Source organism: Kytococcus aerolatus (assembly GCF_900187395.1).
GTDB classification, from domain to species: domain Bacteria; phylum Actinomycetota; class Actinomycetes; order Actinomycetales; family Dermatophilaceae; genus Kytococcus; species Kytococcus aerolatus.
The window spans coordinates 302056-324357 of record NZ_FYEZ01000003.1; the positions used below are offsets into that span (position 1 = coordinate 302056).

Below are 22302 nucleotides of genomic sequence, written 5' to 3' on the forward strand. Positions count from 1 at the left end.
GCCCCCCTTCCACCGGGTCAGGTCTGACCCAGGGTCTGTGTCGCCATCACCACCACCAGCGGCACCACCGCGATGAGGACGAAGGCAGGCATGAACACCGTTCCCAGTGGGATCACCAGGAGGACGGGAAGTCTCTGGGCGGCGTGCTCGAGGGCGGCCGACCGGTCGCGCCGCAGGTCCACCGCGGCGCGGCGGAGGGTCTCCGCGGGAGGGGCGCCGGCCCGCTGGGCGAGCTCCAGCGCCTGGGCGGCGGGCTGCCAGGCCTCCGGCAGGCCCTTCCACACCGTGCTCCCGCCCATGCCCCACCGGCGGGCCGCGACCACCTGCCGCAGGTGCCCGGCGAGCGGCTCGCGCACCTCGTCCGCGACGGCGGCGAGCGCCTCGGTGACGCCGATCCCGGAGTCGAGGGTGAGCGCCAGCAGGTCGAGGGTGGCGGCCAGATCCTCCACGTCGGCCTCCGGCGGGGACTGGCGTCCTGCTCGCCACCGCCGCCACCGGGCCCACGGACCGGAGCGCTCCCTCGCGCCGTCGGTCGCGGCACCAGCGGCCTCACCCTCCTCGGGCACGGTCCCGGCGGGCCAGAGCCACCAGATCGTCAGGCCCGCCAGGAGGCCGATGAACAGCGCGTTCACCGGATCACCCGCCCGCGCAGGGCCCGTGCCACGAGGCGCCGGGAGACGACCCACCCGCCCGCCAGGAGCACCAGCCCCACGGCCGCGCTCAGTCCCCCGAGGGGCGAGGAGAGGTAGAGCTCCTGCGGGGAGTAACCCAGACTGGCCGCCCCGGCCACGCCGACCACGGGCAGGACGCTGAGCATCCCCATCGAGGCCATCGCCCCCGAGGCTGCGGAACGGGCCTGCTGCCGCGCCTCCCGGCCGCGCCGGACCACTTCGGCCGCCGTGGCGACCGCCGGGGCCAGGGGCGCACCGGCCCGCTCGCTGAGCGACCACGCACTGGCGACGTGGTGCAGGGCCATGTTCCGCCCCTCGCGGGCCACGCCGGCCCACACCGCACCCAGGTGCTCGCCGCGCCCGGCGGCCTCCACCAGGGGGTCGACCCACGGCACCGGGGTGCCGCTGGCCGAGACCATGACCAGCGCCTCGTGGGGCGGCAGTCCCGCCCGCAGCGCGGAGGCCAGCCCGTCGAGCACCCGCAGGAGCGACTCGTCGGAGACCGACCGGCCGCGCCACTGCTGCCAGCGTTCCCGCAGCGGGGCCAGGACGGGGGCGAGCAGGTCGCCGGGCTCGGCACGGGAAAGCTCCCGCACCGTGCCGACCGCCTCCGCGCGCACCCGCTCCTCCCGGCGCCGCACCGCGGCCCCGGCGAGGTCCACGGCCACCGCGTCCCCCGAGCGCCCGGGCCAGGCGCACCACGCCCCCACCAGCAGCAGGGCCACCACCAGACCGATCACCGGGACCACCCCAGTCGTTCCTGGAGGTCGTCCCAGGCCTCGGCCGGGCGGAGCGCGTCCTCGCGCCACTCCAGGGCCGGACGGCACACCACGCGCCCGCCGGCACCGGCCTGCAGCACCCCCACCTGGGAGAGCACCCGCCGACCCGGCAACCGCTTGACGTGCAGCACGCAGTCCAGCGCGCTGGCCAGCTGGGCGTGGACCGCCGCGGGCGTCATGTCCGCCAGCGCCCCGAGGGCCTCGAAGCGGGCCACCACGTCCTCGATGGCGTTGGCGTGCACCGTCCCGCAGCCGCCCTCGTGGCCGGTGTTCAGGGCCGCCAGCAGCTCCCGCAGCTCGGGGCCCCGGACCTCGCCCACGACGACGCGGTCGGGCCGCATCCGCAGCGACTGCTTGACCAGGTGGGTCATGTCGATCGCCCCGCGTCCCTCGACGTTCGCCGACCGGGACTGCATCCGCACCACGTGGGGGTGGACCACCGCCAGCTCCCGGACGTCCTCCACCACGAGGATCCGGTCCTCGGGGTCGACCATCCCCAGGAGCGTGGCCAGCAGGGTCGTCTTGCCCGACCCGGTGCCCCCGGAGACCACGAAGGCCAGGCGGCGGGCCACGAGCTGCCGGAGCACCCGGGCGCCCAGCTCGTCGACGGTGCCCAGCCGCAGCATCTCCTCCATGCTCGGCACCACCGCGCGGGGGACGCGCAGGGACAGGTGGGCAGCTCCCTCGACGAGCGGGGGGAGCACGGCGTGGAGCCGGATGCCACCGGGCAGCAAGCCGTCCACGCAGGGGGAGGTGTCGTCGAGCCGCCGTCCGGAGAGACCCGCGAGCCGCACGGCCAGCTGCCGCACCTCCTCCGGGCTCCCGAGGTCCACGGACTCCCGACGGAGCCCCTGCCCCCGGTCCACCCACACGCCGCCGACGCCGTTGACCAGCACGTCGGTCACCCCCGGCTCGGTGAGCACCGCCTCCAGCGGACCGGCTCCCAGGACGGCCCGCCCGAGATCCCGCTGCCGGGTACGCACCCCCCGCCCACCCAGGCGGAGCCGGTCGGCGTCGGTGAGCTGTTCGATGCTCTGCGTCGTCGGGCTGACCCCGCGCGCGATCTGGTCCCGCACGCTCACGCCGCCACCTCCACGGCGCCGGTGAGCAGCTGCTGGGCCAGGTCCCGCACCGGCCCGGGCCGGGAACCCACGGGCTCTCCCCGCTCCTCGCACCGGGAGACCGCCGGGTCGTCGGGCAGCACCGCGGACACCGGGTGCCCGCTGGCAGCCTCGACGGCCTCGACCACGCGCGCCCCCACCTGCCGCCCCCGGACGACGACCCCGGTGCGCCCGAGGACGCTCCGCAGCCCCTCGCCGAGGGCAGGGGCCACGGCCACCGGGCCCAGACCGCCCCCGACCAGGACGTGCACCTCGTGGCAGGCGCTGGCCCAGCCCAGGAAGTCCCCCGAGCCCAGCGGGGGCAGGTCCACCACCACCAGCTCGGCCTCCTGCGCCAGGGCCCGCCGGGCGTGGTGCTCCACCGAGCGAGGCACCCGCGCCCAGGCGGCAGCGCCGGCCGGCTCCCGGCAGAGCAGACCCACCTGCCCCACCCGCGGCAGCGCGGCCAGGAGCTCGGCGCCGGGGAGGTCACCGTCGGTGGCGAGCAGGTCCTCCCAGCGCAGACCGGGCTGCCCCTCCATCGCCAGACCGACCGCCAGGCCGACCCCCCAGCGCGAGCTGTCGACGGCCACGGTGTGCAGACCCGAGGCGCCCCCGAGGTGGGCGGTCGCCGCGGCGAGGGTGGAGACCCCGAGCCCTCCGGTCGCACCGGTCAGGCCGATCACGTGTGCTGTCATGGCCCCCACGATGGCCGGGCCACGCGCCCCCTCGCGGCGCCCCGGCCCCACCCCTGTGGAGGGGCCGATTCAGCCCCGCCCCGCCTGTGGACGACCCGGCCCACGGGATCCCCCTCAGCCCCGGGGAGCCCCTCAGAAGTACACGGCGAGCGGCCCGTCCGGCCCCTCGATGCACCGCACCGGCGTCTCGAAGACCCCGGAGAGCAGCTCGTCCCGCAGGATCTGCGCCGGCGGGCCGGTCTCCACCACCCGGCCGTCCTTCATGACCACGATCGTGTCGGCGTACCGGGCCGCGAAGTTGATGTCGTGCACCACGAGCACGATCGTCCGCTCCAGCTCGTCGGCGGCCCGCCGCAGGTGCTGCATCATCGAGACCGCGTGCCGCATGTCCAGGTTGTTCAGCGGCTCGTCGAGCAGCACGTGCGGGGTCTCCTGGGCCAGCACCATCGCCACGTAGGCCCGCTGCCGCTGCCCGCCGGAGAGCTCGTCGAGGAAGCGCCCCTGGAGCGGCTCCAGCCCGAAGAAGTGCAGCGCGTCGTCCACCACCCGGTGGTCCTCGGCGGTGAGTCGCCCCCCGCAGTGGGGGAAGCGCCCCAGCCCGACGAGCTGCCGCACGGTCAGGCGGGTCACGAAGTGGTTCTCCTGCCGCAGCACGGAGACCACCTTCGCGAGCGTCTTGCCGGGGGTGCGGGTCACGTCGTAGCCACCCACCGTGGTCGTGCCCGCATCGGCACCGAGGAGCCGCCCCATGATCGTCAGCAGGGTCGACTTGCCCGCCCCGTTGGGACCCACCAGGGCGGTGATGCCCGGTCCGGGGATCTCGAGGTCGACCGGCCCGATGGTGACCTCGTCGGAGTAGGCCTTGTGCACACCGCTGGTGATGATCACAGCGTTCCCTTCCGCAGGACGACGGCCAGGAAGACCAGGCCCCCGACCAGCTCGATGATGATGGCGACCGCGCCCTCGGCGTAGAAGACGTGCTTGAGCAGGAAGTAGGCACCGCCCAGGATCACGAAGCCCAGCAGGGCCGCGAAGGGGAAGAGGTACCGGTGGTCCCAGGTGCCCGCCAGCTGGTAGGTCAGCAGGGCCACGAGGAAGCCGAGGAAGGTCAGCGGTCCGACCAGGGAGGTGGAGGTGGCCATGAGCACGGCGACCCAGAAGAGGGTGATCATCACCTCGCGGCGGTGGTCCACCCCCAGGTTCTGGGCCACGTCCGGCCCCATCCCCATGACGTTGATGCGCCGCGAGCGCAGCCAGAGCGCCAGGGTGGCCACGAGGCAGAGCGGCACGGCCACCGGGAGATAGCTGGGGTCGGCGTTGGCGACGGAGCCGAAGAGCCGGGCGGTGAGCACGTCGAACTCGCTCGGGGTGAGCAGGCGCTGCATGAAGGCGCTCATCGAGCCCAGCCCGCCGCCGATGACGATGCCGACGAGCAGCATGGCGTGGATGGAACGGCGCCGGGAGGTGAGCAGGCTGCCGAAGAGCAGGACCGCCAGGACGACCATGAGGGCCACGCTCAGGACGTACTGCGGCAGCCCCTGCAGGCGGCCGAGGCCGGCGGCGCCGAAGAAGTAGACCGCGGCGGTGCTGATCGCCACGTAGAGCGCCTCGAAGCCCATGATCGACGGGGTGACGATCCGGTTGGCGGCCGCGCACTGGAAGGCGACCGTGGCCACCGCCTGGCCGGTGACGACCACGGCGAGGACGACGAGGCTGGTGGCCCGCATCTCGGCGATGATCCAGAAGCCCTCGCTGCCGACGGGCAGAGGGTTGTCCCAGGCGAGCAGGCCGAAGGCGACGAGCCCGGCGAGCACCGTCAGGGCACCGAGGGTCAGGGCGTAGCGGCGGCGGGCCGAGGGGGTGGCGAAGGGCCCGGTCAGGGCGCGGTCAGCCACGGCGATCACCCCACAGGATCAGCGAGACGAAGACGAGGGCGCCGACGATGCCCAGGACGAGCGAGACGGGGATCTCGAAGGGGGCGATGATCACCCGGCCGATGAGATCGCACACCGTCACCAGGGCGATGCCCAGCAGGCACACCCACGGCAGGTTGGAGCGCAGGTCGTCGCCGCGCCACAGGGAGACGACATTCGGCACGATGAGGCCGAGGAAGGGCAGGTTGCCGATGACCACCGTGACCACCCCGGTGGCGATGGCGATGAGCCCGGTGCCCAGCAGCATCACCACCCGGTAGTTGAGCCCCACGGTGGTGGCCACCTCCTCGCCCAGCCCGGCGACGGTGAACCGGTCGGCCACGAGGAAGACGGCCACGACCACCAGGGCCACCACCCAGAGCACCTCGTACTGGCCGCGCAGCACCGAGGTGAAGGACCCGGCGAACCAGACGCCGAGGCTCTGCAGGGAGTCCGTGGCCAGGGCGATCCAGCTCGTGAGGGCCCCGACGACGGCACCGAGCATGATCCCGACGATCGGCACGATGAGCGAGGAGGTGAGCCGCACCTGCCGCAGAAAGAGGAAGAAGACCATGGTGCCGAGGAAGGCCATGGTCACGGCCCCGGCCATCTTGGCCAGCAGGCCGGCGGTCGGGAAGAAGATGAGCATGAGGAGCAGGCCCAGCCCGGCCCACTCGGTGGTGCCCACGGTGGTGGGCTCCACGAAGCGGTTCTGGGTGAGCATCTGCATCACGAGCCCGCACATGGCCATCGCCGCACCGGCGAGCACGAGCGCCACGGTGCGGGGGATGCGGGTGATGTAGAGCATCTCCCGGTTCACCGGGTCGTCGCTGGTGATGTCCAGGACACCGGTGAACAGGGAGACGACGAGCAGGACGGCCACACCGAGGGTTCCCCAGAGGAGTCCGGGGTCGACCAAGCGGTCGGCCCGGTGCTGCCGGGCCGACCGCTCGGGTGCGGTGTGGGTCGAGCTCACTTGCCCTCGAGCCCGTCAGCCACCTGGCCGATGAACTCGGTGTAGGTCTCGATGCCACCGTTGGTGTAGGCGTCGTTCGGCATGTAGAACACCTTGCCCTCCTTGACCGCGGGCACCTTCTGCAGGGCCTCGGAGCTCTCGATGATCTCCTTCGCCGGCTGGTAGCCCTCCTCGTCGGCGGCCACGGCGGCGTCACGGTCCATGACGAGGATGATGTCCGGGTTGGACTTCGCGATCGCCTCGACGGAGATGTCGTCACCCTGGTGATCCTCGGAGGCACCCTCCACCTCGAGGGCCGGCTCCAGGCCGAGCACGTCGTAGAGCGGACCCATGGTGCGGCCGAAGGTCGGTGCCACGTAGCCGATCTCGCCGCCGGAGACGATCACGCTCATGACCGTCTGCTCCGGGTCATAGGTCTTCTCGAAGCGCTTGACCTCGGCGTCCAGCGCCTCGTTGAGCTTCTTCGCCTCGGACTGCTTGCCGAAGATCTCGCCCAGCGCGGTGGTCTGGCGCTTCAGCTCGTCGTCCAGCGGCTCCCCGTCACGGGGGGTGAGCTCCACGAGGGCCGCCTCGGGCACGAGCTTCTCGATGTCCTTGCGGAAGTCGGCGAAGCGCCCACCGTTGAGCACCAGGTCGGGCTGCGCGGCCACGAGGGTCTCCAGGTTCGGCTCGCGGTGGCTGCCGAGGTCCTTCACCTCGTCCTCCTCCGGGTAGGAGATGCCCTCGGGGATGATCGGCTTCGGAGCGGCGACGAGCTCGACGCCCCACGAGTCCAGCGTCTCGAACATGCCGTTGTCGGTGGCCACGACGGCCTTCGGCGGGCGCTGGACCTCGACGGTGCCGAAGTTGTCCTCGATCTCCACCGGGCCCTCGGCCGCGCCCTCCTCGGAGGACCCGCCCTCGGTCGGGGAGGACTCGCCCTCGCCGGAGGAGGCCGGGGTGGTCTGCGAGCTCTCCGCGGCCTTCTCGTCGTCACCGCCACCAGCGGTGCTGCCGCAGGCCGTGAGCACCAGTGCGGCGACCGGGAGGAGGGCCAGGCCCTGCAGGCGTCGGGGGTGCAGCATGTTGGTTCCCTTCGATGTGACGTGGGCCTCTGCCCTTGGCGGAGGTGAGGCTACCCTACATTTCGGGATCTTGTGAGGTGACCCTTACCCCGATACCCGGGGGCGGGCCGCACCCTCCTGCGGGGGCGCCGACAGCCCGCGCCGCCGCGGGATGGAGCGACGAAGGCGCTGGGAAACAGGGGGGAAATAGGTGAAGGCCCCAGCCGGGGGGGCAGCTGGGGCCTTCTACGCGCCATGCCCTGGGGGGGAAGGGCAGGTGCGTGTCGCGCTCAACCCGAAGGGAGCGCGATACGTCAATCATGCACGCCGTGGCAGCACCACGCAAGTCCACGGCCGCGATGGTCGCGAGGATCACACCGCGGCAAGGGCCTCACCCCGCCTGGGGGACCCGCCCGGAGCGGACCGCGTCGGCCACCCGCTCCCCGGCCCGGACGGCGCCCTCGAGCGACTCCGCGGCGTGCCGCAACCACAGAGCCACGCCCTCCGGCGTCCCGCCCGCATAGGCCGCGAGCGCACCGTGGTACTCCACGCCGCCCCCCGGACGGTGCCCCGCCTCCACGACCGCCACACCCAGCGGGTCGAGCCCCCGCGAGCGCACCACCGCCCGCTCGAGGGCCCGCGCCACCAGCCCGTTGCCCCGCACGAAGGGACGCACCACGGCCACCTCCGCGTGGGCGACGGCCGCCACCAGCACCGCGGGCACCTCCGGCGGGGCCGTGAGCACCTGGGTGAGCCCCGTCAGGCGGGGCGCCACCGCCTCGGCCGGCGGCGGGTCCCCCAGCTCGGTGAGCTCCCGCACCGGCTCGCCCGCGTGGCGGGGCCGCCCGGCGTCCACGTCGGCCACCACCCCCCGGACAGCGGCCAGGTGGAGCCGCGCCAGCACCTGCGAGGGCGCCGAGGCGGTGAGCGACTCCAGGTGCGCCGCCTCCTCGGTGGCCCGCACCGCACCGCGGACGACCGGCTCCACCGGGTCAGGGTCCTCGGACCACGGGCGCACCCCGGCCATCGCCTCGCGCACCCAGTCGACCGGCCACTCGGCCCCCTCCAGCGCCGCGGAGGCGTGCGCCCCCTGCACCCGCGACTCCACCGCGCACTCGTCAGCCCGGCGACGCATCGCCTCGTGCCACCGGAGCCGGGTGCAGGCCTCGCGTGCGGCATCCACACCCTCGGCCACGCCGGGCAGCTCCAGGAGCCTCATCAGGGGGTGCGGGGCGGCGGGGAGGGGCGTCGACATGCGCACAGCGTAGGCGGCGCCACCCACCGCCGGGTGAGCGAACTCACCCACCCCACGAGGCGGAGGAGTGGCCGAATCCGCCCAGCACCCCGCACAATCGAGGACGGACCCCTACCATGGGGTGAAGAGAACGGGCTGAAGAACTCGACGACGGGAGCAGTCATGGCCACTCCGGCCTCGAAGACCTACGAGAAGACCCAGGGCACCAAGCGGAGCTTCGCCACCCGCGACGGCGAGCGCAGCCTCGGCGAGATCGTCTCCGGCGCTGCCGCCAACGCCCAGTCGCTGGTGCGTGACGAGATCGCGCTGGCCAAGGCGGAGATCAACCAGGACGTCAAGAAGGGCGCCAAGACCGGGGCCGGCTTCGGTGTGGCCGCCTTCTTCTTCCTGTACGGCTTCGGCCTGCTGCTCATGGCCGCCGCCTTCGGCATCGCCACGGTGCTGCCGACCTGGGCGGGCTTCCTCATCGTGGCCTGCGTGCTGCTGCTCATCGCGGCCGTCGCCGCCGCCTTCGCGGCCGGTCAGATGAAGAAGATCCAGGGCAAGCCGCAGCGCGCCATCAAGGCCGCCGACCGCACGAAGGTCACCCTGAAGGCCGCCGCGGACCCGAACACCGAGACGCCGCGCGTCTGAGCCGGCGCCGCCGGACCCGCCCGAGGCGGCGGTCACCCCACGGGGTGGCCGCCGCCTCGTCGCGTCAGCGGTAGCCCTCGGGGACCTCCCGGACGACCTGCGGGTCCCAGGGGCGGTCCACCCCGCCGAGGCGCAGCACGGTGGAGAGCAGCCAGCCCGTGTAGCCCCAGACGAAGATGCCGTCCGCCTCGAAGCCCGGGGTCCGGAAGGTGCTGCCCGGCAGCCGGGCGGAGAACCGCGCCGCCGGGGCGACCAGGTCCTCCAGGGGCACCACGTGGACGCTCGCCACCTCCTGCTCGCTCACCACCCCCACCCGGTGCGGCTCCCGCCACCAGGCCACCACCGGCGTGACCGGCCGGAAGCTGGGCGCCACCGGCAGCTCCGGCAGCGTGGCCACCACCTCCGCCGAGGGCGGCTCGAGACCCACCTCCTCCCAGGCCTCCCGCAACGCCGCCTCCTGCGGGCTCTCCCCGGCGTCGATCCCCCCACCGGGGAAGGAGACCTGCCCGGCGTGGCTCGACATCCGGGAGGCCCGCCGCGTGAGGACGACGCCCTCCGGACCCACGAGCACCAGGACGGCCGCCCGGCGCATCCGCGACTCGTCCACCTCCAGCGGAGGGCGCCGCAGCGGGGCGGCGAGGCGCTCCACCGGGTGGGCGTCCGCCTCCGCCTGGAGGTCGCTCAGCCAGGCCGGCACCGGCTGAGCGGTCACAGCTCGACCCTGCCGTCCACCGGCTCGAGACCGCGTGCCCGGGGCGGGAGCAGCGCTTCGTCCGGCGGCAGGAAACCCACCGGCACGGAGCCCTTCACGAGCTTCCACGCCTCCTTCTCCCCGGTCACACCGGTCTCGGCCGAGGGGCACCAGCGGGCCACCGGGCAGGCGCCGCAGGCCGGGCGGCGCGAGTGGCACACCCGGCGACCGTGGAAGATCAGCGTGTGGGAGAGGTCGGTGTGGACCTTCCGGGGGAAGAGCCCGGCCACCTCGTGCTCGGCCTTCACCGGGTCCGTCTGGTCCGTCCACCCCATCCGTCGCGCCAGCCGCCCGAAGTGCGTGTCGACGGTGATCCCCGGGACGTCGAAGGCGTTGCCCAGCACCACGTTGGCGGTCTTGCGCCCGACCCCGGGCAGCTTCACGAGGTCGGTCAGGCGTCCCGGGACCTCCCCGCCGTGGTCGGCCACCAGGGCCTGTGCCAGGGCGATGATGGAGCGCGTCTTGGCCCGGTAGAAGCCCGTGCGGCGGATGATCTCCTCCACCACCTCGTGCTCGGCGGCGGCCAGCGACTCGGCGTCGGGGTAGGCGGCGAAGAGGGCGGGGGTGACGGCGTTGACCGCCACGTCCGTGGTCTGGGCCGACATGACCGTGGCCACGAGGAGCTCGAAGGGGTCGCGGAAGTCCAGCTCGCACTCCGCGTCGGGGTGGCGCTCGGTCAGGACGCGGTACATGCGCCGGGCGCGGCGGGTGCGTGCCAGCGGGGTCTCGTCGGGCAGCGGGGCCGGTGGCGTGCTCATCGGGGCCACGATAGGCCGCTGGCACCGAGGGCGACGGTGGTGCCCGGGTGGGGATCCCGGCGCCACGCCGGGGTGTCACATGGCACACTCTGGGGCGTGGACCTCGACATCGTGACCCGTTCCCCCCTGTTCGCCGGCCTGGACGAGTCCTCCGCCGCGGCCCTCATGGCGCGCACCGAGCGCATCGCCCTGAAGCGCGGCGAGGAGATCTTCACCGAGGGCGACCCGGGCGACAAGCTCTACGTCATCGCCTCCGGCAAGCTCAAGCTCTCCCGCACGAGCCACGACGGTCGGGAGAACCTGCTGGCCGTGCTCGGCCCGGGCGAGATCATCGGTGAGATCAGCTTCTTCGACCCCGGCCCCCGCACGGCCTCGGCGATCACGGTGAGCGACTCCGAGCTGCTGAGCCTGGCCCACGAGCACCTCCAGGGCTTCCTCGAGGCCAACCCGAACGCCTCGGTGGCCCTGCTCGGCGCCCTGGCCCACCGCCTGCGCCGGACGAACGACAACGTCGCCGACCTGGTCTTCACCGACGTGCCCGGCCGCGTGGCCAAGGCCCTGCTGGACCTCGCCCAGCGCTTCGGCGTCGACGACGGGACCGGCCTGCTGGTGCGCCACGAGCTCACCCAGGAGGAGCTGGCCCAGCTGGTCGGCGCGAGCCGCGAGACGGTCAACAAGGCCCTCGCCGACTTCGTGGCCCGCGGCTGGATCCGCCTCGAGGCCCGCGCGGTGCGCCTGCTCGAGGTGGAGCGCCTCCGCAAGCGCGCCCGCTGACCCCGGGCCGGCCGGCAGCCTGACCGCCGACCGGGGTCGCCCATCCGCCGCGGCGGGGCCACCGCTTCCCTCACGAGATGCGCACCGGTCCGCAGGTGCCTCCAGATGCGCACCGGTCCGCATCTGGACAGTCGAGGTGCGGACCGGTACGCACCTCGCCGAGGGCTGACAACCGAGAAGCGGACCGGTACGCACCTCGGTCGGGGACCGACACCTGCCGACATGTGAGATGCGGACCAGTGCGCTTCTCGGGCGGACGCGGGCACCTGAGAAGCGGACCGGTGCGCATCTCGGCCGGCGGCGGGGCGGTCACCCGTGGGTGCGCAGGTACTCCAGCTGGGCGAGCACCGTGAGCCGGGCGGCTGGCCACACCTCCCGCGGCACGTCGGCGTAGACCGTCCGCACCACCGCGTCCGCGAGGTCCTCCCCCACCCCGGGGGTCACCGCCGCCGCAGCCACCGCCACCTGCTCGAGCCGCTGGGCCCGGTGCTCCCGGTACCAGGCCACCACGCCGGCGGCGTCGGCCACGAAGGGGCCGTGCCCGGGCAGCAGCGAGGTCACCTCGCCCGAGGCCGTGAGGCGCTCGATCCGCTCCAGCGAGCCCAGGTAGGCCTCCAGGTCGCCGTCGGGGTGGGCCACCACCGTCGACCCGCGACCCAGCACCGTGTCCCCGGTGAGCAGCCGGTTCTCGGCCGGCAGCACGAAGGAGAGCGAGTCGCTGGTGTGCCCCGGCGTCTCCACCACGAGCAGCTCCAGCCCCCCGGCCCGCACCACATCCCCGGCCCCGAGGTCGTCGTCGCCGCCCGCCCTCCGGGCCCGCCGCACGGGCGCCCCGGTGAGCCGGTGGAACTCGTCCGCCCCGGCCGCGTGGTCCTCGTGGCCGTGGGTGAGCAGGGTCAGCCCCACGCGGGCCCCCCACGACTCCACCGTGGAGACGATGGCCCGCAGGTGCGCGTGGTCCAGCGGGCCGGGATCCACGACGACGACCTCGTCCGAGGCAGGCTCCCGGAGCAGCCAGGTGTTGGTGCCGTCCAGCGTCATCGGCGAGGGATTCGGGCAGAGCAGGCAGTACGCCCGCTCGGAGATGCGGCTGGTCGCCCACTCGCCCCCGTCGGGGAGGTGGCTGCGGGTGGAGCGCATCAGCGCTCCCAGGGGGTCCGCATGGACAACCCGTCGGGGAACTCCTCGCTCACCGGGACCTCGGCCGGCCAGGGCATCACCTCGGGGACCACGCCCCGGTCGGTGAGCGCCTCGTCCACGCTCCCCACCGCGGACAGCTCCTCCAGGTTGGCCAGGGTGGGCGGCAGCATGAGCCCCGGCGTCGCGAGCGCACGCTGGACCAGATCCGCCGGGCGCTCCCAGCCGGCGTGCACGGCCTCGGAGGTGTCGGCGTCGGCCTCCTGCCCGGACGGGATGCGGGCGGCGAAGAACCACGTGTCGTAGCGCTTCGGCTCGCACTCGGGCGTCGTCCAGTGGTCCCGAACGCTCAGGCAGGCCGTGTCCACCCGGAGGTCGTGCTCGGCGAGGAGATCCGTGAAGGAGCGCTCCCGGGCCTCGACGGCGGCCCTCCCGGCCACCAGGGCCGGGGCGTCGACCTCGGCCTCGGCCACCGGAGTGCCGTCGGCGTGGACGGCGAGCAGGACCCCGGTCTCCTCGAAGACCTCCCGGGCGGCGGCGAGCACGAACAGCTCCACCAGCTCCTCGTCGGTGCCGGGCATCCGGGCCACCCACTCACGCGGGCTGGGACCGGCCCACACCTCGGCCGCGCCCGTGTCCCGCGGGTCCACGGCACCCCCGGGGAAGACCATCATGTCCGGGGCGAAGGCCATCGTGGAGGCGCGCGTCTGGAGGAACACCTCCACCCCGCCCGCCGGCGCGTCCCGCAGCACCATGACCGTCGACGCACGGCGCGGCGGTGGCGGCTCGGGGCGCGCGGCCGGGTCGGTGTGCAGCCAGGCCCGGGAGGGCTCCACCAGGCGTGGCGGCATCGGGAAGTCCCGGACGGTGACCTCCCGGCCCGGGTGGTCGGGGTGCGGAACGGTGGGCACGGTCAGTCCCGCACGGCCAGGACGAGCTCGACCTCCACCGGGGCCCCGAGCGGCAGGGCGGCCACACCCACGGCGGAGCGGGCGTGCTGCCCGGCCTCGTCGCCGAAGGCCACACCCATGAGCTCGCTGGCCCCGTTGACCACCTGCGGCTGCCCGGTGAAGCCCGGCTCGCTGGCGACGAAGCCGACGATCTTCACGACCCGCTCGACCCGGTCGAGATCACCGAGCACCGACCGGGCGGCGGCCAGGGCGTTGATCGCGCAGGTGCGTGCGAGCTCCTGGGCGGCCGCGGCGTCCACGGTCCCCTCCCCGGAGCCGACCACACCGGTCGCGGCGAGCTCGCCGGCCACCATCGGCAGCTGACCGGAGGTGTGCACCAGCCCCCCGTGGAGGACGGCCGGGACGTAGGCGGCCACGGGCGTGGGCACCTCGGGCAGCTCGATGCCCGCCGCGGCGAGGCGCTCCTCGACGGCCCCCATCACGCAGCCTTCTCGCGCTTCAGGTAGGCGACCGGGTTCGAGCCGTCAGGGCCGGGGATGACCGTGACGAGCTCCCAGCCGTCCTCCCCCCACTGGTCGAGGATCTGCTTCGTGGCGTGGACGATCAACGGAACGGTGGCGTACTCCCATGTGCGCATGCACCGAGCCTAGCGCCGCCGTTGCGTACCCTTCTCCCATGTCCTCGCGTGCTCATCGCCGCCTCCACCCGTTGGCGGCGCTCCTCGCCCTGCTGGTGAGCAGCCTCCTGGCCGGCATGCTGGCAGCCCTCCTCTTCCTGCCGGCGGTCATCGGGATCGGCCGCGGCACGGAGGCGGGGGTGTCCTACTTCGACAACCTCCCCTCGGACTTCGAGACCGGGGAGGTGACCCAGCAGACCCGGATCGTCACCAGCGACGGGAAGACGATCGCCACCCCCTTCGGCGAGAACCGCGTGGTCGTCGAGCCCGACGAGATCTCGCAGCACATGAAGGACGCGCAGGTCGCCATCGAGGACGAGCGCTTCTACGAGCACAACGGCGCCGACCCCAAGGGCATCGCCCGCGCCCTGTTCAACAACGCCGGCGGCGGCGGGACCCAGGGCGGCTCCACGCTCACCCAGCAGTACGTGAAGGTCTCCCTGCAGGACCAGGCGCTCCGGGACGGGGACCTTGAGGCCGCCCGCCGCGCCGCCACCCAGGACGGTCTGGCCGGGTACGCCCGCAAGCTGCGGGAGATCAAGTACGCGCTCTCGCTGGAGAAGACCCACTCCAAGGACGAGATCCTCACCAACTACCTCAACCTCGTCTACTACGGCGACCGTGCCTACGGCGTCGAGGCCGCCGCCCAGCACTACTTCTCCACCAGCGCCAAGGAGCTCACCCCCGCCCAGGCGGCCACCCTGGCCGGCATCGTGCGCGCTCCCGGCTCGACCGACCCGGTGCGCAATCCCGAGGCGGCCATCGAGCGGCGCAACGTCGTGCTCATGAAGATGCACGAGCTCGGCCAGATCACGCAGGCCGAGTACACCGAGGCACGCCGCTCCCCGCTCGGGCTCGACCTCTCCTACCCGCAGCGCTCGTGCGCCTCCAGCGACTACCCCTTCGTGTGCACCTACGTGGTCGAGTGGCTGCTGGACCGCCCGGAGCTGGGCGAGACCGAGGGAGAGCGCGAGACCCTCCTGGACCGTGGTGGCCTGACGATCACCACGACCTTCGACAGCAGCCTGCTGGACAAGGCCGGGCAGGAGCTGCGCGAGGCGGTGCCGCCGGACAACGACAACGCCGTGGCCGCCGCCACCGCCGTCGTCGAGCCCGGGACCGGTGCCGTGAAAGCGATCGCCCAGAACCGCCCGTACGGCGAGGACCGGGGCAAGGGCGAGACGAACGTCGGGTACTCGGTGGACCGGCCGTACACCACCAGCGGCGGCTTCGCCATCGGCTCGACGGCCAAGATCTACACCGCCACCCAGGCCATCCGTGACGGCTTCCCCGTGCAGGGCATGATCGGTCTGCGCCGCACCACCGACCTGACCGCCGTGAACTCGCGCGGCGAGGAGCGCACCGTCCCCAAGGGCGTCTTCCACCCGGCGGAGTTCGAGGAGTGCGCCGGGGTGAAGGAGGGCGAGCTGTGGGCCGTCCAGAACGACCACGGCTCCTTCGACGACGCCATCCCGTTCAAGATCGCCACCGAGGAGTCGGTGAACACCGCCTACTCGGAGCTGACGACCGCCCTCTCCCCCTGCCGCGTGCGCGACACGATGACGGACATGGGCCTGCACCGGGCCTTCCTGGAGGAGGACGGCAGCTACCGCCCGTTCAGCACCAAGCCGGGCTCGGTCGCCCTCGGCGCCGACGAGGCCAGCCCGCTCACGGTGGCGAACTCCTTCGCCACCCTGGCCTCCGGCGGCGTGCGCTGCGACCCCTACCCGGTCGAGGGGATCGAGGACGTCGACGGGAAGACCATCGAGCTCGACACCCGCACCTGCGAGCGCGTCCTCAGCGAGGACGAGGCGTCCGCGGTGACCGAGGTGTACCGCTCCGTGCCGGAGACCACCAGCGGTGGGGCCTCCCGCGCGAGGCTCTCCGGGGGGCGCGTCTCGGCCGGCAAGACCGGGACCGCCGACGGCTCCGACGAGACCTGGTACACCGGGTACACCCCCCAGCTGGCCACCTCGGTGTGGGTGGGGACGCCGGACAGCCTCGGCCAGCTGCGCGACATCACCCTCGGTGACAAGACCTACCCCGGCTGGCTGTACGGCTCGACGCTGGCCGCCCCGACCTACCGCGAGATCATGGACTTCGCCCACCAGGGCCTGCCGAACGAGTCCTTCCCCCAGTCCTCCGTGGACCTGCGTCAGGGCGAGGTCGTGGAGGTGCCGGATCTCACCGGGCTCACCGTGCTGGAGGCCCGCCAGGTGCTGCGCGAGGCCGGGCTGCTGGCCCTCAACACGAAGCCCTGGGCGCCGGCCGACGCGCTGGTCAAGCGGGTGGTGACCACCGAGAACGGGCGGCAGGACTCCGCCCGCTTCGTGGAGATCACGCCGCACACCGGCGAGGAGGAGCCGACGCCCGAGAAGATCCGGCAGATGCTGGAGGAGCAGGGCAAGCTCGTGGAGGGCACGGTCGCCGACGGGGCGACCGGCGAGAACTGAGGCTCAGCCCAGCTTGCTGCGCACCAGCGTGGAGACGCGGCCGCCGTCGGCCCGCCCGGCGACCTTGGCCTGGGCGGCCTTCATCGTCGGCCCCATGCCGGAGAGATCCGTCGCACCGGTCTCGGCGATGGCCTCGTCGACGAGCTGCTCGAGCTCGGCGTCGGTGAGCTGCTTCGGCAGGTAGTCCTCCAGAACGGCCAGCTCGGCCTGCTCCCCCTCGACGAGCTCGGGGCGGTTCGCCTTCTCGTACTCGGCGATCGCGTCGCGGCGCTTCTTGGCCTCCTTGGTGATGACGGCCAGCACTCCCTCGTCGTCGAGCTCGATGGCGGTGTCCCCGGCCACCTGCGCGTTCTGGACGGCGGTGAGCACCTGCCGGAGCGTGGAGGAACGGACCTTGTCACGGGCCTTCATCGCGGTGGTCAGGTCGGCGGAGATCTGCTGCTTGAGCTGGCTGGTCATGCGGTCATCATCCCACCGCCGCGCCCGGTGGCAGGATGGACCGCGTGATCGCACTGCCGGGCCCCGCTCGCCCTTCCGCGGACTCCACCGCCCTCGCCCGCCGCGCCGCCACCGGCCTGGGCCTCGCCGGCCTGGCCGGGGTGGCCTGCTTCGGCTGGGGGACGCTCGTGGAGCGGCACCTGTACACCCTGCGCCGGGTGGAGCTGCCGGTGCTGCCGGCCGGGGCGCTGCCGCTGCGGGTGCTGCACGTGAGCGACCTGCACATCGTCCCGGGCCAGGAGCGACGCCGCCGGTGGGTGCACGACCTAGCCGCCCTGGAACCGGACCTGGTGGTGAACACCGGGGACAACATGTCCCACCCGGACGCGCTGCCCTGGGTGCTGGAGACCTTCGCGGCGCTCATGGAGCTCCCCGGGGTGTTCGTGCGGGGGTCGAACGACTACTACTCCCCGCGCTTCCGGAACCCGCTCGGCTACGTCATCGACGGGCGCAGCCAATACAAGGGCGAGCGGACCGTCCGGGACCTGCCGTGGCAGGAGATGACCGACGCCTTCACCGAGGCCGGGTGGCGGGACCTGACGCACGTCCGGGAGCGGATGGTGATCGAGGGCGTGGACCTGGAGCTCGTCGGCACGGACGACGCCCACCTGGACCTCGACGAGTACGAGCTCGTGGCCGGCCCTGCCGCCCCCGACGCGGACCTGACGATCGGCGTGACCCACGCCCCGTACCAGCGACTCCTGGACTCCTTCGTCGGGGATGGTGCGGGGCTGGTGCTGGCCGGGCACACCCACGGTGGCCAGGTGACCGTGCCCGGGTACGGCGCGCTCACGACGAACTGCGACCTGGACCGGCGGCGGGTGAAGGGTGCCTCCCGCTGGTGGGTGGGTGCCGGGGAGCAGCTGGGCTCCCCCGCGCCGGACGACGCGGCGTGGTTGCACGTCTCGGCGGGCCTGGGCCATTCCCGCATGGCGCCCTACCGCTTCGCCTGCCGCCCGGAGGCGACCCTGCTGACCCTGGTGCCGGAGGCCTGAGGAGCCCGCTCGCGGCGGCGGCTCGTCGACGCACCCCAGCCCAGGCCCGCACCCCACTCGCCCCGCATCCCCGCACGAAGGTCACGTGGTGCACACACCGCTCACCGGTTTCCGTGACCTCGGTGTGCACCACGTGACCTTCGTCGTGGGGCGGCACCTGCGTCCCACGTGACCTGCGTGGTGGGCCGGCACCTGCGTCCACAGGCCCGGGACCCGGTGACCTGCTCCTCCACAGCCCTCCGGACGCAGCCCGGCCGACCACTCCACGCCCCGGACAGGCTGTGGCCATGGACTCCTCCACGGGCGGTGAACCCCTCCCACTACCCCCACTGGTCACGGCAGCCCGTGGAGGGGTCCTCACCACCCGCTGGCTGCTGGAGAACGGCAGCATCCGTCGTGAGGTCGAGCGCCTGGTGCGCTCCGGCACCCTCGTCCGGGTCGGCGAGGGGGCGCTGGTCGTGGGCACGGCCCTGGCCGGGGCGGCTCCTGAGCAGCGCCATCTGCTCACGGCCCGGGCCCTGCAGCTCACCTGGCCGCGGCCGGTGGCCCTGAGCCACGGCACAGCCGCCATCGCCCACGGCCGTGCCCCGGGGCGACAGCCGCGTCATCGGCCTCCCGTGGGCGGTGCTGGGCGTGGCCGAGGAGGGGCTCGAGGCCGCCGTCGTCGCCGGGGATGCCGCACTGCACCGCCAGCTGGTGACCCGCGGGCAGCTCCTCGAGGTGGCCGCGGTGCAGCCGCGACGCCGGGGAAGCGGGACGCTCGGGCGTGCCGTGGCCCGCATGGACCCGGCGTGCGAGTCACCCGGGGAGTCGCTCAGCCGGTTGCTGCTGGGGCGCCTGGGGTTCCGGGTCCGCTCCCAGGTGCAGCTGGTCGATCGGTACGGCGCCTTCTTGGCCCGGGTGGACTTCCTCGTGGAGGGCAGCCGGGTGGTCGTGGAGTTCGACGGTCTGGGGAAGTACGCGACGCCGGACGACCTGCGCCGGGAGAAGCTGCGCCAGGAGCGGCTGGAGCGAGAGGGCTACGTGGTGGTCCGGCTGGTCTGGGGCGACCTGCAGCACCCCGCCGAGGTGGACGCCCGCATCCGCCGGGCCCTGGCCCGCGCCGGATCGGCGCGACGACCATCACCAGCTGCACGCGCGGGTCACCGGAAGCGGTGACGGTGGTGCGTCGGGGGTGATGGTCGTCGGCGTGAGAGCGGGTGGAGCGGCCTGCGGGGGCGGCGAACCGGCCCGACCCCTGCTCAGTCGAGGGTGGTGCGCAGGGTGTCCTCGCGGACGAGGAGGAGCAGCCCCGCCGCCACGAGCCCCAGCGGCACGAGCCACAGGTACACGGGCGTGAGGGCGTCGGTGTAGCTGGAGACGACGATCTCCCGCAGCGGCGCCGGCATCTGCTGCAGCGCGTCCGGGGTCAGCGAGGCCCCGGCCCCACCGGCACCCGCCCGGGCCTGTGCCTCGGCCGGCAGACGCTCGACCAGCAGGTCGTGCAGCCGTGTGGTGAAGAGTGACCCGACGAGGGCCGAGCCGAGCGTGGCACCGATCTGGCGGAAGTAGTTGTTCGCCGCCGTGGCCATCCCCACCTCGCGCAGCGGCACGGAGTTCTGCACCACCAGCACGAGGATCTGCATGGAGAGCCCGATCCCGACACCCAGCACGGCCAGGGAGGTGAGCACCTGCCAGAGCGGGCTGGCGGCCTCCAGGAGCGAGAGCAGGTACAGCCCGACGGCGATGATCAGCGAGCCCACGACCGGCAGCATCTTGTACCGGCCGGTCCGCGAGACGGCGGCACCGGCACCGATGGAGGTCACCAGCAGCGCACCCATCATGGGGATCATGAGCAGCCCGGCCTCGGTGGCCGACTTGCCGTAGGCCATCTGCAGGTAGGTGGGCATGTACCCCAGGGCGCCGAACATCGCGACGCCGATCGCCAGCCCCGCCACCGTGGTGAGCACGATGTTGCGGTGCACGAAGAGCCGCAGCGGGATGACCGGGTCCACCGCGGAACGCTCCACCAGCAGGAACACGCCGGCCGAGAGCACCATCACGGCCAGAAGGGCGAGGATCTGCCAGGAGCCCCAGGCGTAGGTGTGGCCACCCCAGGTGACGGCGAGGATGAGGCAGGTGGCTGCCACGGCCAGCAGCACCATGCCCTTCCAGTCCACGGCCGCGCGCTGCCGGGTGTGCGGTAGCCGCAGGAGGAACACGGCACCGTAGAGGGCGATCGCGCCGAGCGGGATGGACATCCAGAAGGCCCAGCGCCATCCGATGCCCTCGGTGAACCAGCCGCCCAGGAGCGGCCCGGCCACCGAGGAGACGGCGAAGACGCCACCCATCAGACCCATGTACTTGCCGCGCTCCCGGGCCGGGACGACGTCGGCGATGATCGTCTGGCTGAGGATCATCAGGCCACCGCCACCGATGCCCTGGACGACGCGGGCACCGATGAGGAAGTGGATGTCCTGGGCCAGGCCACCCAGCACGGACCCGACGACGAAGGTGATGATCGCGCCGACGAGGAGCGGCTTGCGGCCGATCTGGTCACCGAGCTTGCCGTAGACGGGCATCATCACGGTGCTCGCCAGGATGTAGGCGGTGATGACCCACTGCATCTGGTTCACGCCGTCGAGCTCACCGACGATCGTCGGCAGCGCGGTGGACAGGACCGTCTGGTTCAGCGAGGCGAGCAGCATCGAGAGCATGAGGCCGGCGAAGATCCAGGCGAGATGACCGCGGGACTCCGTGACCTCGACCGGCGCGGCGTCCCGGGGGACGGCAGCGGTCGGGGCGGTCTCCGCAGGAGTCCGCAGACTCATGGACGTGCTGCTCACAGGGTGTTCCTCCAGAGGTGGTGGGTGAATTCGAGGGCGTGGTCGACGTCCGCCTCGGTGAGGAGGGCGCCGGCGGTGCGGCTGCCGGCGACGGGGTGCCGGTGGGCGTGCTGCAGGACGGCCGCGGCGGCGGTGACCAGCAGGGAGACCAGCTCCTCGGCGGGGGCGTCGGCTGCCGCGACGAGCTGGTGGTCGGCGAGCCGCTCGGTGAGGGCCTCGGCCAGCAGTCGACGGGCCTCCTCGACGGCGTGCATGCGCAGCGACTGCAGCTCCGGGTGGGCCGCGGTGAGCTGCCGCCGCCGGGCGACGTCCTCGTGCGGCGTGGCGGTGCGCAGGACGGCCAGCAGCAGGTGCGTGGTCTGGGTGACGAGATCGCCCGCGGGGTCGAAATCGTCGAGGAGGCAGTCCGGCAGGTGGGGGTCCCGCACGCCGAGCACGGCGGCCTGCTTGCTGGGGAAGTAGTTGAAGAAGGTGCGCGGGGAGACACCGGCGGCCTCCGTGATGCGGTCGATCGAGACGGCGCCCATGCCGTGCTCGAGGACGAGCTCGGCCGCGGCGTCGTGGAGGGCGTTCCACGTCTCGGTGCGACGCCGCTCGCGCAGGGTGGGGGTTTCAGTCACCAGACAATTATTGCACTCCTGCAAAGAGTGCAGTGACGCGTTGGGTGTGATGTCACGTACAGGCCGTCCCGGATGCGCCGCCACCCACCCGTTGCGACGATGGGCGCATGGACATCACCGAGGTCATCGCCCACCAGCACGCCGAGCAGCGCCGCCTCTTCGGGATCCTCGAGGAGTGGGATCGCGAGGACACCGAGGGCCTGGCCGCCCTCTGGAAGCGCCTCTCCGCCTTCCTCGAGGTCCACGCCGCGGCCGAGGAGCGCTACTTCTACCCCGAGCTCCTGCGCCTGGGCACCGGCGGCGCGGACGCCCCCGACGCGCAGCACGAGGTCGAGGACGCGGTCCAGGACCACAACGACCTGCGGGAGGCCATCAAGCGGGCGGACGCCGCGCGGACCGGCAGCGACGAGTGGTGGAAGGCCGTGATCGACGCGAACGTCGCGAACAGCACGCACATGGCGGAGGAGGAGCGGCAGGACCTGGCCGACTTCCGCCAGCAGGCCAGCCTGGAGCTGCGCCACCGCATCGCCGTGGAGTTCTACCGCTACGAGGCGCTCCGCCCGGGCGGCGTGGCCCCGCGCGCCACCGACGTCAAGGGGTACCTCGAGCGGAAGGACACCGGCGAGCCCACCGAGATGGCCGAGCAGGCGGCAGCGGACGCCCGGCGCGCCAGCGACCCGGAGAAGCCCCTCTCCGACGAGGACTCGCTCCAGGCCTCCCCGGAGACGATGGACGAGTGAGGCCGGCCCGTCGACGGGCCGTCTCACCTCACCCCTTGCACCGCCCGGGCGGTGGTGGCACCGTGACGGGGATCACTGACCGGCACCCGCCGGCAC

General features: G+C 73.3%; 24 protein-coding genes. 6 read left to right on the forward strand and 18 right to left on the reverse strand.

Translation table 11 applies throughout. The features are described from left to right. Window positions 1-17: 17 nt before the first annotated feature. The 9 genes from CFT82_RS10745 to CFT82_RS10785 all read right to left on the reverse strand — a co-directional run bounded on the left by CFT82_RS10745 (window position 18) and on the right by CFT82_RS10785 (window position 8435). Window positions 18-632, reverse strand: a complete 615-nt coding sequence (locus CFT82_RS10745; RefSeq protein ID WP_159461910.1) for a type II secretion system F family protein — start codon at window positions 630-632, stop codon at window positions 18-20. Then, window positions 629-1420, reverse strand: a complete 792-nt coding sequence (locus tag CFT82_RS10750; protein WP_159461911.1) for a type II secretion system F family protein — start codon at window positions 1418-1420, stop codon at window positions 629-631. The genes CFT82_RS10745 and CFT82_RS10750 overlap by 4 nt, the downstream gene beginning before the upstream one ends. Continuing rightward, on the reverse strand, window positions 1408-2532 hold the full coding sequence (locus tag CFT82_RS10755; protein ID WP_327078695.1) for a TadA family conjugal transfer-associated ATPase: 1125 nt from the start codon (window positions 2530-2532) through the stop codon (window positions 1408-1410). The genes CFT82_RS10750 and CFT82_RS10755 overlap by 13 nt, the downstream gene beginning before the upstream one ends. Then, window positions 2529-3248, reverse strand: coding sequence for a hypothetical protein (locus CFT82_RS10760; protein WP_143469621.1), 720 nt, complete (start codon window positions 3246-3248; stop codon window positions 2529-2531). Before CFT82_RS10760 ends, CFT82_RS10755 begins: the two co-directional genes overlap by 4 nt. Window positions 3249-3380: 132 nt before the next feature. Beyond that, complete coding sequence (locus CFT82_RS10765) at window positions 3381-4136, reverse strand: iron ABC transporter ATP-binding protein (RefSeq protein WP_088819159.1); 756 nt, start codon at window positions 4134-4136, stop codon at window positions 3381-3383. Further along, complete coding sequence (locus tag CFT82_RS10770) at window positions 4133-5143, reverse strand: iron chelate uptake ABC transporter family permease subunit (protein ID WP_327078696.1); 1011 nt, start codon at window positions 5141-5143, stop codon at window positions 4133-4135. Before CFT82_RS10770 ends, CFT82_RS10765 begins: the two co-directional genes overlap by 4 nt. After that, complete coding sequence (locus CFT82_RS10775; RefSeq protein ID WP_088819162.1) at window positions 5136-6137, reverse strand: ABC transporter permease; 1002 nt, start codon at window positions 6135-6137, stop codon at window positions 5136-5138. The genes CFT82_RS10770 and CFT82_RS10775 overlap by 8 nt, the downstream gene beginning before the upstream one ends. After that, the gene (locus CFT82_RS10780; RefSeq protein WP_088819163.1) at window positions 6134-7201 is read right to left on the reverse strand and encodes a siderophore ABC transporter substrate-binding protein; all 1068 of its coding nucleotides are present in this window, start codon (window positions 7199-7201) and stop codon (window positions 6134-6136) included. The genes CFT82_RS10775 and CFT82_RS10780 overlap by 4 nt, the downstream gene beginning before the upstream one ends. Window positions 7202-7571: 370 nt before the next feature. Next, window positions 7572-8435 carry a Fic family protein gene (locus tag CFT82_RS10785; RefSeq protein ID WP_088819211.1) on the reverse strand — a complete coding sequence of 288 codons (864 nt, stop codon included), beginning with the start codon at window positions 8433-8435 and terminating at the stop codon, window positions 7572-7574. Window positions 8436-8597: 162 nt separating this feature from the next. Here CFT82_RS10785 and CFT82_RS10790 point away from each other — a divergent pair, with 162 nt between their 5' ends. Beyond that, window positions 8598-9068, forward strand: a complete 471-nt coding sequence (locus CFT82_RS10790; protein WP_088819164.1) for a phage holin family protein — start codon at window positions 8598-8600, stop codon at window positions 9066-9068. A 64-nt stretch (window positions 9069-9132) separates the two neighbouring features. Here the strand turns inward: CFT82_RS10790 and CFT82_RS10795 are convergent, their stop codons facing one another. Together CFT82_RS10795 and nth are read right to left on the reverse strand one after the other, a co-directional pair. Then, a complete protein-coding gene (locus CFT82_RS10795) occupies window positions 9133-9780 on the reverse strand; it encodes an NUDIX hydrolase (RefSeq protein ID WP_200815128.1) in 648 nt (215 codons plus the stop codon). After that, window positions 9777-10577: an endonuclease III gene (nth, locus tag CFT82_RS10800; protein ID WP_088819165.1), complete on the reverse strand. Its 801-nt coding sequence runs from the start codon at window positions 10575-10577 to the stop codon at window positions 9777-9779. Before nth ends, CFT82_RS10795 begins: the two co-directional genes overlap by 4 nt. Window positions 10578-10673: 96 nt before the next feature. Between nth and CFT82_RS10805 the strand changes: the two genes are divergently transcribed. Further along, on the forward strand, window positions 10674-11351 hold the full coding sequence (locus tag CFT82_RS10805; RefSeq protein WP_088819166.1) for a Crp/Fnr family transcriptional regulator: 678 nt from the start codon (window positions 10674-10676) through the stop codon (window positions 11349-11351). A 309-nt stretch (window positions 11352-11660) separates the two neighbouring features. On the opposite strand, the gene CFT82_RS10810 is transcribed toward CFT82_RS10805, so the two are convergent. The 4 genes from CFT82_RS10810 to CFT82_RS10825 are packed head-to-tail and all read right to left on the reverse strand — an operon-like array spanning window position 11661 to window position 14036. Then, a complete protein-coding gene (locus CFT82_RS10810; protein ID WP_088819167.1) occupies window positions 11661-12491 on the reverse strand; it encodes an MBL fold metallo-hydrolase in 831 nt (276 codons plus the stop codon). Next, on the reverse strand, window positions 12491-13399 hold the full coding sequence (locus CFT82_RS10815) for an NUDIX hydrolase (protein ID WP_088819168.1): 909 nt from the start codon (window positions 13397-13399) through the stop codon (window positions 12491-12493). Before CFT82_RS10815 ends, CFT82_RS10810 begins: the two co-directional genes overlap by 1 nt. Before the next feature lie 2 nt (window positions 13400-13401). Then, the gene (locus CFT82_RS10820; RefSeq protein ID WP_088819169.1) at window positions 13402-13878 is read right to left on the reverse strand and encodes a RidA family protein; all 477 of its coding nucleotides are present in this window, start codon (window positions 13876-13878) and stop codon (window positions 13402-13404) included. Continuing rightward, the gene (locus tag CFT82_RS10825; protein ID WP_088819213.1) at window positions 13878-14036 is read right to left on the reverse strand and encodes a DUF4177 domain-containing protein; all 159 of its coding nucleotides are present in this window, start codon (window positions 14034-14036) and stop codon (window positions 13878-13880) included. The genes CFT82_RS10820 and CFT82_RS10825 overlap by 1 nt, the downstream gene beginning before the upstream one ends. Window positions 14037-14074: 38 nt before the next feature. Here CFT82_RS10825 and CFT82_RS10830 point away from each other — a divergent pair, with 38 nt between their 5' ends. Next, window positions 14075-16528, forward strand: a complete 2454-nt coding sequence (locus CFT82_RS10830) for a transglycosylase domain-containing protein (RefSeq protein ID WP_159461912.1) — start codon at window positions 14075-14077, stop codon at window positions 16526-16528. Window positions 16529-16531: 3 nt separating this feature from the next. On the opposite strand, the gene CFT82_RS10835 is transcribed toward CFT82_RS10830, so the two are convergent. Further along, window positions 16532-16987: a GatB/YqeY domain-containing protein gene (locus CFT82_RS10835; protein WP_088819171.1), complete on the reverse strand. Its 456-nt coding sequence runs from the start codon at window positions 16985-16987 to the stop codon at window positions 16532-16534. Between the two features lie 53 nt (window positions 16988-17040). On the opposite strand from CFT82_RS10835, the gene CFT82_RS10840 reads away from it, so the two are divergent. Next, on the forward strand, window positions 17041-18021 hold the full coding sequence (locus tag CFT82_RS10840; protein ID WP_234994457.1) for a metallophosphoesterase: 981 nt from the start codon (window positions 17041-17043) through the stop codon (window positions 18019-18021). A gap of 582 nt (window positions 18022-18603) precedes the next feature. Continuing rightward, window positions 18604-19179, forward strand: coding sequence for a DUF559 domain-containing protein (locus CFT82_RS10850; protein ID WP_088819174.1), 576 nt, complete (start codon window positions 18604-18606; stop codon window positions 19177-19179). An 83-nt stretch (window positions 19180-19262) separates the two neighbouring features. Here the strand turns inward: CFT82_RS10850 and CFT82_RS10855 are convergent, their stop codons facing one another. Next, a complete protein-coding gene (locus CFT82_RS10855; RefSeq protein WP_088819214.1) occupies window positions 19263-20831 on the reverse strand; it encodes an MDR family MFS transporter in 1569 nt (522 codons plus the stop codon). Window positions 20832-20842: 11 nt separating this feature from the next. Then, a complete protein-coding gene (locus CFT82_RS10860) occupies window positions 20843-21466 on the reverse strand; it encodes a TetR family transcriptional regulator (RefSeq protein ID WP_143469622.1) in 624 nt (207 codons plus the stop codon). A 107-nt stretch (window positions 21467-21573) separates the two neighbouring features. On the opposite strand from CFT82_RS10860, the gene CFT82_RS10865 reads away from it, so the two are divergent. Then, window positions 21574-22206, forward strand: coding sequence for a hemerythrin domain-containing protein (locus tag CFT82_RS10865; RefSeq protein ID WP_088819175.1), 633 nt, complete (start codon window positions 21574-21576; stop codon window positions 22204-22206). Window positions 22207-22302 lie beyond the last annotated feature (96 nt).